The organism is Eubacterium sp. AF15-50, assembly GCF_934835595.1.
Classification (GTDB): Bacteria; Bacillota; Clostridia; order Lachnospirales; family Lachnospiraceae; genus Eubacterium_G; species Eubacterium_G segne.
Genome location: NZ_CAKVZL010000031.1, coordinates 2225 through 17871, shown reverse-complemented (window position 1 = coordinate 17871; position 15647 = coordinate 2225). Strand labels below are relative to the sequence as shown.

At 34.0% G+C, this 15647-nt stretch carries 12 protein-coding genes and 1 pseudogene (1 of these 13 cut by a window edge); 10 read left to right on the top strand and 3 right to left on the bottom strand.

The genetic code is table 11. The features are described from left to right. The first annotated feature begins 20 nt into the window (after positions 1 to 20). From trpA to leuS, 3 genes are all read left to right on the top strand, one after another. Positions 21 to 791 (top strand): tryptophan synthase subunit alpha, encoded by a 771-nt coding sequence (gene trpA, locus Q5O73_RS05370; protein WP_302669204.1) that lies wholly within the window; start codon positions 21 to 23, stop codon positions 789 to 791. 127 nt (positions 792 to 918) lie between these two features. After that, on the top strand, positions 919 to 2274 hold the full coding sequence (locus tag Q5O73_RS05365; RefSeq protein ID WP_302669203.1) for a L,D-transpeptidase: 1356 nt from the start codon (positions 919 to 921) through the stop codon (positions 2272 to 2274). A gap of 93 nt (positions 2275 to 2367) precedes the next feature. Beyond that, complete coding sequence (gene leuS / locus Q5O73_RS05360) at positions 2368 to 4782, top strand: leucine--tRNA ligase (RefSeq protein WP_302669202.1); 2415 nt, start codon at positions 2368 to 2370, stop codon at positions 4780 to 4782. A 182-nt stretch (positions 4783 to 4964) separates the two neighbouring features. Here leuS and Q5O73_RS05355 read toward each other — a convergent pair whose 3' ends face one another. The 3 genes from Q5O73_RS05355 to Q5O73_RS05345 form a co-directional block, all read right to left on the bottom strand. Further along, entirely contained in the window at positions 4965 to 5270 is a 306-nt protein-coding gene (locus Q5O73_RS05355; RefSeq protein ID WP_302669201.1) for a hypothetical protein, read from the bottom strand. 11 nt (positions 5271 to 5281) lie between these two features. Next, a complete protein-coding gene (locus tag Q5O73_RS05350) occupies positions 5282 to 5656 on the bottom strand; it encodes a hypothetical protein (protein WP_021953280.1) in 375 nt (124 codons plus the stop codon). A gap of 179 nt (positions 5657 to 5835) precedes the next feature. After that, complete coding sequence (locus tag Q5O73_RS05345; protein WP_021953279.1) at positions 5836 to 6078, bottom strand: hypothetical protein; 243 nt, start codon at positions 6076 to 6078, stop codon at positions 5836 to 5838. 142 nt (positions 6079 to 6220) lie between these two features. Between Q5O73_RS05345 and Q5O73_RS05340 the strand changes: the two genes are divergently transcribed. The 7 genes and pseudogenes from Q5O73_RS05340 to ppk1 form a co-directional block, all read left to right on the top strand. After that, entirely contained in the window at positions 6221 to 7123 is a 903-nt protein-coding gene (locus Q5O73_RS05340) for a S8 family peptidase (RefSeq protein ID WP_302669200.1), read from the top strand. Positions 7124 to 7176: 53 nt separating this feature from the next. After that, positions 7177 to 9459: a fibronectin type III domain-containing protein gene (locus Q5O73_RS05335; protein WP_302669199.1), complete on the top strand. Its 2283-nt coding sequence runs from the start codon at positions 7177 to 7179 to the stop codon at positions 9457 to 9459. 154 nt (positions 9460 to 9613) lie between these two features. Then, positions 9614 to 10822, top strand: coding sequence for an NADP-dependent isocitrate dehydrogenase (locus Q5O73_RS05330; RefSeq protein WP_118588450.1), 1209 nt, complete (start codon positions 9614 to 9616; stop codon positions 10820 to 10822). A gap of 33 nt (positions 10823 to 10855) precedes the next feature. Beyond that, positions 10856 to 12007 carry a hypothetical protein gene (locus Q5O73_RS05325; protein WP_302669198.1) on the top strand — a complete coding sequence of 384 codons (1152 nt, stop codon included), beginning with the start codon at positions 10856 to 10858 and terminating at the stop codon, positions 12005 to 12007. 98 nt (positions 12008 to 12105) lie between these two features. Beyond that, on the top strand, positions 12106 to 13839 hold the full coding sequence (locus Q5O73_RS05320) for an ABC transporter ATP-binding protein (protein WP_118588452.1): 1734 nt from the start codon (positions 12106 to 12108) through the stop codon (positions 13837 to 13839). 149 nt (positions 13840 to 13988) lie between these two features. Continuing rightward, complete coding sequence (locus tag Q5O73_RS05315; protein WP_302669197.1) at positions 13989 to 15062, top strand: 6-phosphofructokinase; 1074 nt, start codon at positions 13989 to 13991, stop codon at positions 15060 to 15062. Beyond that, a pseudogene (gene ppk1, locus Q5O73_RS05310) lies at positions 15047 to 15647 on the top strand (polyphosphate kinase 1) (it continues 1637 nt past the right edge of the window). The gene Q5O73_RS05315 and the pseudogene ppk1 overlap by 16 nt, the downstream one beginning before the upstream one ends.

Genomic DNA, 15647 nt, shown 5'->3' with positions numbered 1-15647 from the left:
ATATAGAGGAGTACAGATTTATGAGTAAGGTAAGTGGAGCATTTAAAAATGGAAAGGCATTTATAGCATTTATAACAGGGGGAGACCCGGATTTAGAAACAACAAAGAAGCTGATTTTAGAAATGCAGGATAAGGGTGCAGATATAATTGAAGTGGGAATACCTTTTTCAGACCCTATAGCAGAGGGAAGTGTTATTCAGGAGGCAGACCTTAGGGCATTAAAGGGAGGCTGTACAACTGACAAACTTTTTGATGCAATTAAGGAAATCAAAGATGAAGTATATATTCCTTTGATTTTTATGACATATATTAATGTAATATTCAGATATGGAACAGAAAAGTTTATGAAAAGATGTGTGGAATGTGGAATTTTAGGGGTAATAGTTCCTGACTGTCCTTATGAGGAAAGAGAGGAATTAGCACCTTATTGTGATAAGGAAAACATAGATTTGATTCCACTTATTGCACCTACATCAAAAGAGAGAATTGCCAAAATTGCAAAATCAGCAAGGGGATTTGTATATGTGGTTTCATCTCTTGGAGTAACAGGGGTAAGAAGCAACATTACAACAGATATAGGGGCAATGACTAAAATAGTAAAAGAAAACACTGATGTTCCATGTGCCATAGGTTTGGGTATAGGTACTCCAAAGCAGGCAAAGGAAATGAGTGTATACGCTGAGGGTGTTATCGTAGGTAGTGCCATTGTTAAAATTGTGGCAAAATACGGAAAAGACAGTGTTTCATATGTAGGAGAATATGTGAAAGAAATGAAGGATGCCATAATATAAACTACACTTCTTGAAAAATGACGATAATGTTGTATAATATAAATTTGAGGTCGAAGGTATTTTTCAAAAATAAGCTTTTGATTGTTCAGACCTTTAGCATGAATAACATCACACAGAGGTAGAAATTTTGAGTGTAAAACATAAACTTCAAAACAAAAAACTAAAGAATGCTTTAATAATGATTATTGAAATTTTAATTGTTTCAGGCATAATTTTTGGCGTGCTGATGTACTTTCAGGGAAAGGTAAATAAAGAGGCTGAAAAAGCCGGCGGTCTTAGTGGTAAAGGTATAGAAAATGAGACTAAAAAGGCAGATGTTGAGGGCTTGGATGATTATTATATCCAGATTAATAAAAAGCTTAATGCTTTAATTGTTTACCGTTATTCAAAAGATAGGAAAACAAAGACGGCATATAAGAGCTTTAGATGTTCCGTTGGACGTGATTTGAAAAAAGGAAAGTATAAAACATCAAAGACCTATTCCTGGCTTGATATTAATGGTAGCTGGCATAAAAACAACACTATGTTTGGAGACAGTTCCTGGATACAGTCGGCAGGATACAACAATAAGTATAACTATACTTTAAATAAAAGTTCATACAATGCAATTGGAAAGAAAAAAAGTTACGGAGCCTGTGTACTGTTAAGTGCAGGGGATTCTGACTGGATTTATGAAAATTGCAAAACAGGGACAGAGGTTTCTGTTGTAAACGGACAAAAGGGTGACAAATTACAGGTGCCTTTTGAAGAATTTACAAAGGCACAAAAGTATTGTGGCTGGGACCCTACCGACACAGAAAGTGACAATCCGTACATGAAAATAAAAAACGGAGAACTTGTAAGTGGCAGCGATACTGTTTATGTGGAAAGAGGCTACAAACCTAATTATTTAGGTAATATTTTGTTATATGATGAAAATGGTAAAAACAAAACAGGTTTAGTTAAATACAATAAAATAAATACTGATGAAACAGGAGATATAAAGGTTACTTTTAAGTATAAGCTTTCTTCAAAAAAGACTTTAAAGCTTACACAGAAATTTAAGGTTATTGACACGATACCACCTAAGGTTTCATGTTCTAAGGATAGCTTTGTATATGAAGTTGCAAGTAAAGACAAAAAAGACATGAATAGTGAGTCTAACATAACTGACATAACTAATATGGTTAAGGCATGCGCCTCTACCAATGAAAGTGGAAGCAAAATAACCGTATATACAGTTAATAAGGATGAGTTAGATGAAGGAGAGTTTCCGGTAGTAATAAAAGCACAGGATTTGGCTGGAAATGTGGGTTCGTATCAGGTAATGGTGAAGATAGTTTTAAGAGATTCAGGCTCAAATAAGAAATATACACCGCCAAAGGATTTAGAAAAGATAAGAAAGCAGAAAGCCGGTCTTGAAGAAACAACTAAAAAGCCGGAGAAAAAAAAGAAGAAAGAGAAAACAACAAAAGATGTTTCACAGGATGAAACAGAAGAATAAAGGATATTAAAGTTAAATAAATTTGGCTTTAAAATATAAGTGGATTAATACCACACCATATTATACATGCAATTTTTTAGGAGGAATTAAATTATGGCAACACCTTATAATCATAAGGAAATCGAAAAAAAGTGGCGTCATAATTGGGAAATATCACCAATTAATAAAGATACCACAAAACCAAAATACTATTGTCTTGATATGTTCCCATATCCGTCAGGTTCAGGTCTTCATGTAGGACACTGGAGAGGATATGTTATCAGCGATGTATGGAGCCGTTATAAGATGCTTCACGGATATCATATCATTCACCCTATGGGATGGGATGCTTTTGGACTACCTGCAGAAAATTACGCAATTAAAATGAAGACACATCCTGCAAAATCAACAGCAGATAATATTGCAAACATTAAGAGACAGATTAATGAAATAGCAGCTCTTTATGATTGGGATATGGAAGTCAATACAACAGATCCTAAGTTCTATAAGTGGACACAGTGGATTTTTGTTCAGATGTTTAAGAAAGGACTTGCTTATCAGAAGGAAATGCCTATTAACTGGTGTCCTTCATGTAAAACAGGTCTTGCAAACGAAGAGGTTGTAAACGGATGCTGTGAAAGATGTGGCGCAGAAGTTACAAAGAAAAATCTTAAACAGTGGATGCTTAAGATTACGGCATATGCAGACAGACTTTTAAGCGACCTTGACAAGCTGGACTGGCCTGAAAAGGTTAAAAAAATGCAGACAGACTGGATTGGTAAGTCATATGGAGCAGAGGTTGATTTTAAATTAGAAAATTCAGATAAGAAGATTACAGTTTATACAACAAGACCTGATACACTTCATGGTGCAACATTTATGGTACTTGCACCGGAACATGCCATGGCAAGAGAACTGGCTACACCGGAAACAGAAAAAGATGTGGAAGCATATATCCAGATGGCAGCAAATAAGTCATCAGTAGACAGACTTCAGGGAAAAGAAAAAACAGGTGTATTTACAGGAAGTTATGCAATTAACCCACTTAATGGTGCAAAGGTTCCAATCTGGCTTTCAGATTATGTACTTGCAGATTACGGTACAGGAGCTATTATGTGTGTACCTGCACATGATGACAGAGACTTTGAATTTGCAACTAAATTCAATATTCCTATTATTCAGGTTATTGCAAAAGACGGAAAAGAAATAGAAAATATGACAGAAGCTTATACAGAAGCTGTAGGAACTATGATTAATTCCGGTGAATGGAACGGAATGGAATCATCAGTTCTTAAGAAGGAAGCTCCTCATATTATTGAGGAAAAGGGCTTTGGAAGAGCAACTGTTAATTATAAGTTACGTGACTGGGTATTCTCAAGACAGAGATATTGGGGTGAACCTATCCCAATCATACATTGTCCTGATTGTGGACCTGTTCCGGTACCGGAAGACCAGTTACCGTTATTACTGCCGGATGTTGAATCATATGAACCAACAGGTACAGGTGAATCACCACTTGCGGCAATTGATGAGTGGGTAAATACAACATGTCCATGTTGTGGTAAGCCTGCTAAACGTGAAACAAACACAATGCCACAGTGGGCAGGTTCATCATGGTATTTCTTAAGATATGTTGATAACAAAAACGATAAGGAATTAGTATCTAAGGAAAAAGCAGATAAGTATTTGCCTGTAGATATGTATATCGGTGGTGTAGAGCATGCAGTATTGCACTTACTTTACTCAAGATTCTATACAAAGTTCTTATATGATATAGGTGTTGTGGATTTTGAGGAACCATTTAAGAAATTATTTAATCAGGGTATGATTACCGGTAAAAACGGTATCAAAATGAGCAAATCCAAGGGAAATGTTGTTTCACCTGATGATTTAGTAAGGGATTACGGTTGTGATTCATTAAGAATTTATGAAATGTTTGTAGGACCACCTGAACTTGATTCCGAATGGGATGAGAGAGGTATTGATGGCGTTTACAGATTTATTACTAAATTCTGGAAGTTAGCCGTAAACAGCATTGAAGCTGATGTAAAGGCTACAAATGAAATGGTTAAATTACGTCACCAGATGATACACACTATCACAAGACGTTTAGAGGACTTTAGCTTAAATACCGTTGTTTCAGGTTTCATGGAATACAATAACAAGTTCAACGAAATCGCTAAGAAGGAAGGCGGAGTTGACAAGGAAACAATCGAAACATTCGTAACACTTTTATCACCTTTTGCACCACATATTGCAGAAGAGTTATGGGAGATGCTGGGAAAAGAAGGAAGCGTATTTGAAAATAACAAGTGGCCGGAAGCTGACGAGGATCTGATGAAGGATGATGAAATTCAGGTTCCTGTACAGATTAACGGTAAGACAAAGGTTGTTATCAGTGTACCTGCTGACATTTCAAAGGATGATGCCATAGCACAGGGCAGGGAAGCTTTAGGTGACAAATTAACAGGAAACGTTATTAAGGAAATTTATGTTCCGGAAAGAATTATAAATATTGTTGCTAAATAATATATAGTGAATATATTACAAAAAAAGCTGTCATGGAGTTAATAAGTTCATTAACCCCAGGGCGGTTTTTTTGTGACTTAGAGAGTAAAATAAGACCTGCGTTTGTGAAAAACAATGCAGGTCTTATTTTTGGTTGCTCATTAAAAGATTATACTTATGCTATATACAGTCGAAAATTCCTGTCATTTAGAATTTTTGCCGGTTCGTTTATTTTTCTCTAACATTGCCATAATACGTTTCACAGTATCTATACGTTTAATTTCCTCAGGTGTCATGCCTTCTTTTAAAACATTGAGTATTAAATCTGTTTCGGAATTGGTAAAGTTAATACCCTGTTTTCCGGCAGCATTTGACTGCTGAATAAAATATGTAAGCATATGCTTAGGCTCCATTCCTTTTGCACCTTCAATTATCTTTGTAAGCATTTCTAATTTCTCATTTGAAATACCCTCTAATACAGGGTCATCCATCCACTTGTTATTAGACATAAAATCCTCCATTAATTATTATTAGTCTGGTTAAAATCACCGCCCATAAAGCTGCCCATAAAATCATTCATGGCATTTTCGTCCATACTCATCATTTCCATTATGCTCATTATATTTTCAAGCATTTCACGGTTGTCATCATCTAAGAAATCCTTAATGTCGTCAAGCATGCTTTCCATACCTTTGTGCTTGTCAGCATTCATGGCTGCTATGGCAACATTATTATTAATTCTTGCGGCATTTTGTAATTCCTGAAATTTAATAAGCATGCCAATAAGGGTACCGGCATCGTTATTTATGTAAGGTATTACAGCCTTTACTAACTGCATAGTGCGGTTAGTAACTAAGGAATCATATTTTGTCTGCTTTAATTGTTGCTTTTCCATTAGGCTGTAATCCTCCATTTGCTTTGGGCTTGCGGTTATTAAAGTTTATGCTGATTAATTATTTAAAATGCTTAGGCATATTAGCAATGTTAAGAAGTTAGTATCAGACAAATGTTTACCATATAAGGCGTTATTTAATAAGCATTCTAAATCATATTCATAAAAATCAGTATCATTAACTAGCAGCCGCAACCACAACCGTTTCCGCCACCGCCAAAGAATGAACCGTTACCGCATCCACAGCAGCTTAAGATTAAGAATAACCAGATTATTGAACAGCAGTCATTGCCACCAAAAATTCCGTTTCCACATCCGTTATTACCACATCCTCCACAGAAAATGAGAATAAGGATAAGGAATAAACAGTTATTGTTTCCTCCGTCGCAACCGCATCCGCAGTTTGTTGCTGCTAAATCACTCATGTTAAATCTCCCTAAATTTTTGTTTACACTAAATAATATGGCATAGTGCCTGTCTTGTTTACAAATTTATCTAAATTATATAAATAATATCGGTGACAATTACAAAAGCATATATTATATTAAATTTAACAATAGAGGAAATATGAACAGAGTAATAAAAAAATTAGGAATAAATAATATTCACAATCGGGGGATAAGGGGAAAGGGAATTACAGTGGCTGTTTTAGACAGTGGAATAAGCAGGCATTTAGATTTTGATAACCGTATTATATATTTTAAGGATTTTGTAAAGGAAAGGCATGGTATATACGATGATGAAGGGCATGGAACTCATGTGTCGGGAATTATTGCAGGTTCCGGTAAAATGTCAAAGGGAAAAATAATGGGAGTTGCACCTGAAAGTGAAATTGTATCATTAAAAGTGTTAGACAACCGTGGAATGGGTAAAGAAGAGAATGTAATTACCGGACTGCACTGGATTATTGATAATGGTAAACGATATGGAATCAGAGTGGTAAATTTATCCTTTGGAACATTAAGCAATGATGAAAGGGCAGGGAAAAGGCTTACAGATGAAGTTGAATTGTTATGGAATTTAGGTTATGTGGTGGTGGCTGCGGCAGGAAATAATGGCCCGGGGGCTAATTCTATTTCAACACCGGGGGATTGTAAAAAAATAATTACCGTGGGAGCAGATAATGATAATGTTAAGGTGTTTGTAAACGGAAAATATACTTATAATTATTCCGGAAGAGGACCTACTAAGCAGTGTATTATAAAACCTGATATTGTGGCACCGGCGAACAAAATCATAAGCTGTTCTAATTTATGGCAAAAAGGCTATTCTTATGTGGTAAAAAGCGGAACTTCCATGGCAACTCCTATTGTTACGGGAATCGTTGCTTTAATGTTAAATAAGAAGGATAAATTAACCAATGTGGAATGTAAAAAAATACTTAAAGAAAATGCCATAGATATGTCTATGGATAAAAACAGGCAGGGAGCAGGTCTGGTTAATGCAAATGCAATATTGAACATTCTCTAATGATGTAATAGAATTAGAGAGATAAAAAGAGACAAAAAAGAGGGAGATTTCAAATGAAAGAAAATTTAAAAGAAAAAATGAAAAAAGTTGGGGCGGTTTTATTGGCTTCAACCATGTTAGTAGGAATGATACCTGTGGGGGCAGTACAGACTTCTGCTGCAACGGCAAAAAAGGCATATAACGTAGTGGTTAAGCCTAAACTGTCATACGACATGGTTGATGGAATGTATGGCAACTCCATAATTGTGGGAAAAAGCAAAAATGATATGGATTTATGGGGATTGGTTGACAAGAATGGAAAAGTAATCATTCCGTGTTCTTATGTAAGTGCACAGGTTTTTAACGGAAAAGTAGTTTTACTATGTGATAAAAATTCACAGTGGAGCATAAGAAATTTAAATGGAAAACTTATTAAAAAACTTTCAAAAGAATACGATTATTCAGAAGAACAGAATGGACAAATTATTCTTGGATTTTATGATGGCACATATGATTTAATTGATTATAATGGAAAAATAACAAAAGAAAATCAGACAATAAATGAAGATTCATTGGGTTATAAGGGAAAGGAAAAATTTGATAATTTATGTTTGCTTCAGGATAAGAAGCACTATTTGGGATGTAAATATTTAGATGGCTCTGAAGAAGACGGATATACCAGATTCTATTACAAAATGGTAGAGGCAGATGGAACTGTTGTTGCAGATATGGGAACAGGTTCTTATTGGGAGCAGATAAATAAAGATATTATACAGGTTGATACAATTTCAGAAAATGATGATAATATATCACAATATAAGACTTTATGGGTAAATATGGATGGAAAGATTGTAAGTGATGTAAATAATAAAGAATATTACAACAACGAAGTAAATAGTTCATCGTTGGAATTGTATAATAACAACGAGTATGTAAGATATAGTTTCCCATCATTAAGTGTTGAAAAGAAAATCACATTAGCAAATGGCAGTGAAACTATTTCTAAGGTATCATTGATAAATGAAAAAATATATTATAAGGCTAATAATCAGTGGTATTTTGTTGATAAAAATACAGGGAAAAGGCAGAAATCTTCAATTTCAGACAGCGTTGAAGAAATTCATAAAGTAAACGCTTCAACAATTATTACTTATCAACAGGGTAGGCTTACAGGAAATGTTACCATTATGGATTCTGGTGAGAAAATAAAGAAACAGTTTGATTATAATAGTGATTACGTTTATTGCACAGAAGACGGAAATAATGTAATAGTAAAATATAATAAAGAGAATGGTAATGAAGCAGCAGATATAATTAATACATATTCATTAACAAAAATATTGACAGGATACGAAGACGTTGATGTGTCAGATGCAGACTATTATTCAGCATACAAAAATGGAAAGCTATATTTAGTTTCAAAAGATGGAAAAAATACATCAGAAATTGGAGAGGGAGCATATTGTTATATTTATTCATATGATGAATACAAGGAGTTAAATCTGCTTAAAATAGATGTTTTTTCTAATAGAGGTGTATGGAAGAATACTTATTTATTTGACTATAATGGAAAGAAAGTTACTTCATTGCCGTATAATTCGTCTATTGTCCCGGTGGCATTTGAAAAAGATGCATTTTTGGTGAAGGTTTATAATAACGACTATCGGATTACATCTAGTTATGTAATTACGAAAAATGGTAAGAAAACTATTTCAGGAACAATGTGTTCTTATGAATCAGATAGTTTGGGAAAAATCAAAAAACTGGCAATTAGGGATAAAAATAAAAATTGGAAATTATACTGTGGAGAAGGTAAAAAAGCATATAGCTTTGGAAAACATGGTTATTTAGAATTTGATGGAAATATAGCATATGGTTATGAAATCAGAAATGGAAAAGATTGTAATTATGAAGTAGTGTCTGCTACAGACGGAACTGTGATTTTTAAAAAAGGTCAAATTCAAAGTATCAGTGAGTCAACAAATAATTTAAATCCAGTGAAGATAGATGGGAAATGGGGCATTTATAAGTTTAATAAATGGACATCAGCAGACCAAAAGAGGATGAAGAATGTTCCTCCTGCAAAAACAACATTGCAAAAAGTAAAAGCAGGAAAGAAAAAAGCAACAGTTTCCTTTAAAAAGGTTAGTGATGCTGATGGATATTTGATACAGTATTCTTTAAAGAAAAACTTTAAGGGAGCTAAGAGTAAGTATGTTACAAAAACAAAAGCAACCCTTAGCAGATTAAAGGCTGATAAAAAGTATTTCTTTAGGGTAAAGTCTTACAAAAAAAACGGTAGTAAAAAAGTAACTGCAAAAAAATGGAGTAATGTTAAATCTGCAAAAATTAAGTAGATAAGTTATAATTGATGGTAATATTTACAAAGTGTCCCTGAAAAAGGGGCAATCTGTTTTTGAGAAAAGGTCATTTACCACTTTTTGGTTTACTTTCCTTTGGAATTTAGATATAATCTACAAGGATACTACAAAATCTTAGGAGGAAACAGAAATGGATAAAATTAAAATGACTACTCCCCTTGTTGAAATGGATGGGGACGAGATGACAAGAATTCTTTGGAAACTTATCAAAGACGAATTATTATTACCTTTTGTTGATTTAAAAACAGAGTATTATGATTTGGGACTTGATTACAGAAATAAAACTAATGATCAGGTTACTTTTGATTCAGCAGAAGCTACAAAGAAATACGGTGTAGCCGTAAAGTGTGCAACAATCACACCTAATGCTGCAAGAATGCCTGAATATAACTTAAAGGAAATGTGGAAAAGCCCTAATGGAACAATCAGGGCAATTCTTGATGGAACAGTATTTAGAGCACCTATTATTGTTAAGGGTATCGAGCCATATGTAAAAAATTGGACAAAGCCTATTACAATAGCAAGACATGCCTATGGTGATGTTTATAAGGGTGTTGAAATGAAAATTCCAGCAGCCGGAAAGACAGAACTTGTTTACACTAATGAAGCAGGAGAGGAAACAAGAGAATTAATTCACGAATTTGACGGACCGGGAATTATTCAGGGTATGCATAACATAAATAAATCAATAGAAAGTTTTGCAAGAAGCTGCTTTAATTTCGCTCTTGATACAAAACAGGATTTATGGTTTGCTACAAAGGACACTATTTCAAAGAAATATGACCATACATTTAAGGATATTTTTGCAGATATTTTTGAAAATGAATATAAGGAAAAATTTGATGAAGCAGGAATCGAGTATTTCTACACACTTATTGACGATGCAGTTGCCCGTGTAATGAGATCAGAAGGTGGATATATCTGGGCTTGTAAGAACTATGATGGTGATGTTATGTCAGATATGGTTGCTACAGCATTTGGTTCATTATCAATGATGACATCAGTGCTTGCTTCACCTAACGGATATTATGAATATGAAGCTGCTCATGGAACAGTACAGAGACATTACTATAAGTATTTAAAGGGAGAAGAAACATCAACTAACCCGATTGCAACTATTTTTGCATGGACAGGTGCTCTTAGAAAGAGAGGAGAACTTGATAATCTTCCTGAACTTATGGCATTTGCAGATAAGCTTGAAAAGGCTTGTATTGATACAATTGAAAATGGAGAAATGACAGGAGATTTATATCTTATTTCAACATTGGAAAATAAGAAAAAACTTAATACGGAGGAATTTATATTAGCAATTCGTAAAACTTTAGAAGGGCTGATGTAATCTCAATATATAATATTAGAAGGAGATTAAGAGATGAAGAAAATTATGAAAGGGTTAGTATTAGTTGCTTCATTAGCTGTAATGATGTTTGCTATGTCATTTGCAGTATTGGCAGTTGACACTATTACACCCACCAAGTCAGTAACAGGTAGTGAAAAGAGTGCAACAAAAACTTATATTTTTACACAAAATGATAAGTTTCCGGGACAGAGCAGTGATCAGGGCTTAGTAATTCCGGTTAATATTTCAGAGCCGGGAGCGCTTGAGTTAAATATTAATGTTGTCAGACTGGATAAAAATATGACAGTAGAAATTTATACTGATGCTCAGTGCACTAACAGAATAACAGGTTTTTTCAAGTATCTTACAGTAGGTGAGGTTAATGCTAAAGGGTATGTTGCTTTAAGTAACAAGGGAACATATTACATTAGATTAGAATCATCAGTATATGATGACAGCGTGTATACTAACACAGTTAATATTTCCACCCGTTTATATTTAAGAGGAGAAAGAAATATTAAGTCAGGTCAGACAATTACTTACTACAGAAACAGTGGAAGTGATGAATACTTATTTAAATATAAGGCTGAAAAAACAGGAAAGGTTACAGTAAGTTTTTCCTACGAACATGGAAGTTATCTTACATTGTTAAACTCAAAGAAGAAGGCTTTGTCAGATGAAGAATGGGTATTATCAGGATATAACTTTAATAAGTTTACTTTCGCAGTAAAGAAGGGTGTTACTTATTACTTTAAAGTTAAGTCAAATGGCACCAGTGGTAATACGGCAGCCGGAAATGGTAACTTACATACAATTAATGTAAAGAACACAGCTGTTAAAGCAAAGGCAGGAAGCAGTAGAAAGAAAGCTGTTACTATTAAGTATAATAAGACAGCTAAGGGATTAATTACTGCCGGTGATAAATCTGCCAAGTGGTATAAGATAGCTCTCAAAAAAGGAAAGAAACCTGCTTTTATACTTCAGGGAAATTTAACAGGAAGCGTTAAAATTCAGATTATAAATAAGAGTGGAAAAGTTATTTCAAGTAGCACATGGAGTGGATCAAAGTCACGATATAACTCATGGGGTAACTGGAAAAAAGGTACATATTATATTAAAGTGTCAAGAGCTAACTCATTATCAAGCGGATACTTTACTATAAAGAATAAACAGGCTAAGAAATAAATTTACACAATTTAGTTTAAAGACCTTCGGCAATGCCGGAGGTCTTTAGTATAAACAAAACTATTATCCAAATTAACAAAGAAATCAGGAGCAAAATAATGAGAGAGACATTAAAAAAGATGATATCATACTACAAGCCATATAAAGGAGTGTTTTTCACGGATATGTTTTTTGCAATTATGGCATCAGCAGTAGCACTTGTGATACCTTTGGTTGTAAGGTATGTTACATCAACTGTTATTTATATGGATAGGGATAAAGCAATGAAAACTCTTGTAATTATTGCCGTAGTAGTTACACTGCTTATATTGTTTCAATGCTATTGTAATTATTATATTTCAAATTACGGACATGTTATGGGAGCAAGAATTGAATATGATATGAGAGCAGAAATATTTGCACATTTTCAAAAGATGCCTTTTTCTTTTTATGATGACCAAAAGGTAGGACAGTTAATGTCCAGAATAACATCAGATTTATTTGACATAACGGAGCTTTTGCATCATGGACCGGAAAATATAACTATTTCAGTAATAAAAATAATAGGTGCTCTCATTATTTTAATGAGTATAAACGTAAAACTTGCCTTTGCAGCCTTTGTGCTGATTCCTTTTATGATCATGTATGCATACTTTTTCAACAAAAGAATGAAAAGGGCATTTAGGGAAAATCGTGTAAAAATTGCCGCTATAAATGAACAGATAGAGGATAATCTATCAGGAATAAGAGTGGTTAAATCTTTTGCCAATGAAGATATAGAAAATGAAAAGTTTAAAGTGGGAAATGATGCATTTTTAGACGCAAAGAAAAACAGTTATCATTACATGGGCGGATACAATTCAGGACTTACAGCTTTTAATACAATGATAAACCTTATTGTAATTGTATCAGGTGGAATTATGATTACTAGAAATGCCGTAAGTATAACAGATTTACTGACCTTTTTACTTTATATTAACATTTTTACTGACCCGGTGAAAACATTAATTGATTTTACGGAACAGTTTCAAAACGGATATTCAGGATATGAGAGATTTCAGCAAATATTACAGTTAGAACCGGAAATCAGGGACAGGGAAGATGCTATAGAATTGAAAAATGTTAAAGGAAATATTTCTTTTGACAATGTTTCCTTTAGATATAATGATAATGCGCACAGAGTTTTAAAACATATTAATTTAGATATAAATGCAGGGGAATATGTAGCTTTAGTAGGTTCCTCCGGTGCGGGAAAATCAACCTTATGTAATCTTATACCAAGATTTTATGAAGTGTCTGACGGTAAAATTTCCGTTGACGGGCAGGATATCAGAAACATAAAACTTAACAGTTTGAGAAAAAACATAGGAATGGTACAGCAGGATGTGTATCTTTTTGCCGGAACTATATTTGACAATATAAAATATGGCAGACCTGATGCCACTAAGGAAGAAGTAATAGAGGCCGCAAAGGAGGCAAATGCCTACGACTTTATAATGTCTCTCCCAAAGGGATTTGATACGGATATTGGTCAAAGGGGAATAAAATTATCAGGAGGACAGAAGCAGCGTTTATCCATAGCAAGAGTATTCCTTAAAAATCCACCTATTTTGATTTTTGATGAGGCAACTTCAGCATTAGATAACGAAAGTGAAAAAATCGTTCAGAAATCAATGGAAAAATTAGCCAAAAACCGTACAACTTTAGTTATTGCCCACAGACTTTCAACTATTAGAAATGCTAAAAAGATACTGGTTTTAACTGAAAATGGAATAGAGGAACAGGGAACCCATGAAGAATTAATGGAGAAACAGGGAATATATTATGATTTGTATAAACTTACAAAGCTTTAAAAGTGTAATTAAAAACTTTACACAAATATATGATATAATTTATATAGATTTTATAAAAACGTGGTAATATACAGTGTATTTGGGAAAGATAGTAATAAGATTTCGCTTAATGCACGGAATAAAAATAATGTATTAAGGAGGACTTATCAATGAAAATAGGTTTTTTAACAAGTGGAGGCGATTGTCAGGCATTAAATGCAGCAATGAGAGGTACGGCAAAGTACCTGTATGAAAAGGAAAGAAATAAAGTTGAGTTTTATGGTTTCCTAGACGGATATAAAGGTCTTATAAGGGGCAATTATAAAAAAATGAAGATTGACGACTTTGAAGATATTTTAAATTTAGGAGGTTCTGTTATTGGAAACTCCAGAACACCTTTTAAGCTGATTAATGAGCCGGACGAAGAAGGACGTGACAAGGTTAAGTCAATGATTGACACTTATAAGAAAACAGGTCTTGACTGTTTAGTGGTTGCAGGAGGAAACGGTTCCCACAAAACAGCAAATCTTTTATTTGAAAAGGGATTAAATGTGGTTACACTTCCTAAAACCATTGACAATGACTTAGAGGGAATTGATGTAAGTTTTGGATTTCAGTCAGCTATTGATGTGGCAACAGATTATATTGACAAACTTCAGTCAACTGCAAAATCCCACGGAAGGGTGTTTGTGGTAGAAGTAATGGGACACAAAACAGGATGGCTTACGCTTCACGCAGGAATTGCTTCAAACGCAGATATTATATTAATACCTGAAATTCCTTACGATATTAATGCAGTAGTAAAAGATATTGAAGAAAAGGAAAAAAGAGGTAAGAAATATATAATTATTGCGGCAGCGGAGGGAATTATTTCAAAAGAAGAAAGCCTGCTTACAAAGAAAGAATTGAAGAAAAAACGTAAAGAGGGAGGAAACCTGATAGCAGCGGAAAGACTGGCAAGGGAACTTGAACCATATGTTGACAAAGAAATCAGAACTGCTTCAATAGGTCACATTCAAAGAGGTGGCAATCCATGTGCTTATGACAGGGTATTGGCTACAAGGCTGGGAGTTATGGCAGGAGAATTAATTGAAAATAAAAAATATGGTTATATGGCAACCTTTGTGGATAATAAAATATCAAGTGTTCCATTAAGTGATGTTGCCGGTAAAACTAAGATGGTTAATATTGATAATCAGCTTGTGCTACAGGCAAAAAAATTAGGAATATGTTTAGGAGAATAGCCGGTGCAATAGTTTTGACTATAGGTAAGGCACTTAAGTTTAAGAAGGAAGAGAGGGTTATGGAAGAGAGAGTTTCACAGGAAATAAAAAAAGAGGAAAAAATGGAAGTTAAGGATAATAAGTACAATATGGCAAAAAGCAAAAAGCACGGCAATAAGCCAAAGCTCAAGAAGAAACCTTATTATGATAATAGGGAGTTATCCTGGCTTAAATTTAATAAACGTGTGTTAGAAGAAGCAGCTGACAAGAGGGTTCCTCTTTGTGAAAGGCTGTCCTTTGCCAATATTTTCATTAGTAATTTAGATGAGTTTTATATGGTAAGAGTGGGTTCAATTTATGATCAGATGCTTTTGGATAACACTATTAAGGAAAACAAGACACAAATGGTGGCAAGTGAACAGCTAGAGCATATTTTTAAACACACCAAAAATCTTCTTAAAATTAAAGACGATGTATATGAGGAATTAATGAAGGAAATTAAAACGCAGGGAGTTGAACTTATTAGTTTTAAGGAAATTTCAGATGAAGATGCCGCATACTTAGAGAAGTATTTTTACAGCACTGTTATGCCTCTTCTTTCACCAC

What these genes read in the sequence shown, in the direction of transcription:
- trpA (WP_302669204.1), top strand. Translation starts at nt 21, where the DNA reads ATGAGTAAGGTAAGTGGAGCATTTAAAAATGGAAAGGCATTTATAGCA.
- leuS (WP_302669202.1), top strand. Translation starts at nt 2,368, where the DNA reads ATGGCAACACCTTATAATCATAAGGAAATCGAAAAAAAGTGGCGTCAT.
- Q5O73_RS05355 (WP_302669201.1), bottom strand. Translation starts at nt 5,270, where the DNA reads ATGTCTAATAACAAGTGGATGGATGACCCTGTATTAGAGGGTATTTCA.
- Q5O73_RS05350 (WP_021953280.1), bottom strand. Translation starts at nt 5,656, where the DNA reads ATGGAAAAGCAACAATTAAAGCAGACAAAATATGATTCCTTAGTTACT.
- Q5O73_RS05345 (WP_021953279.1), bottom strand. Translation starts at nt 6,078, where the DNA reads ATGAGTGATTTAGCAGCAACAAACTGCGGATGCGGTTGCGACGGAGGA.
- Q5O73_RS05340 (WP_302669200.1), top strand. Translation starts at nt 6,221, where the DNA reads ATGAACAGAGTAATAAAAAAATTAGGAATAAATAATATTCACAATCGG.
- Q5O73_RS05335 (WP_302669199.1), top strand. Translation starts at nt 7,177, where the DNA reads ATGAAAGAAAATTTAAAAGAAAAAATGAAAAAAGTTGGGGCGGTTTTA.
- Q5O73_RS05330 (WP_118588450.1), top strand. Translation starts at nt 9,614, where the DNA reads ATGGATAAAATTAAAATGACTACTCCCCTTGTTGAAATGGATGGGGAC.
- Q5O73_RS05325 (WP_302669198.1), top strand. Translation starts at nt 10,856, where the DNA reads ATGAAGAAAATTATGAAAGGGTTAGTATTAGTTGCTTCATTAGCTGTA.
- Q5O73_RS05320 (WP_118588452.1), top strand. Translation starts at nt 12,106, where the DNA reads ATGAGAGAGACATTAAAAAAGATGATATCATACTACAAGCCATATAAA.
- Q5O73_RS05315 (WP_302669197.1), top strand. Translation starts at nt 13,989, where the DNA reads ATGAAAATAGGTTTTTTAACAAGTGGAGGCGATTGTCAGGCATTAAAT.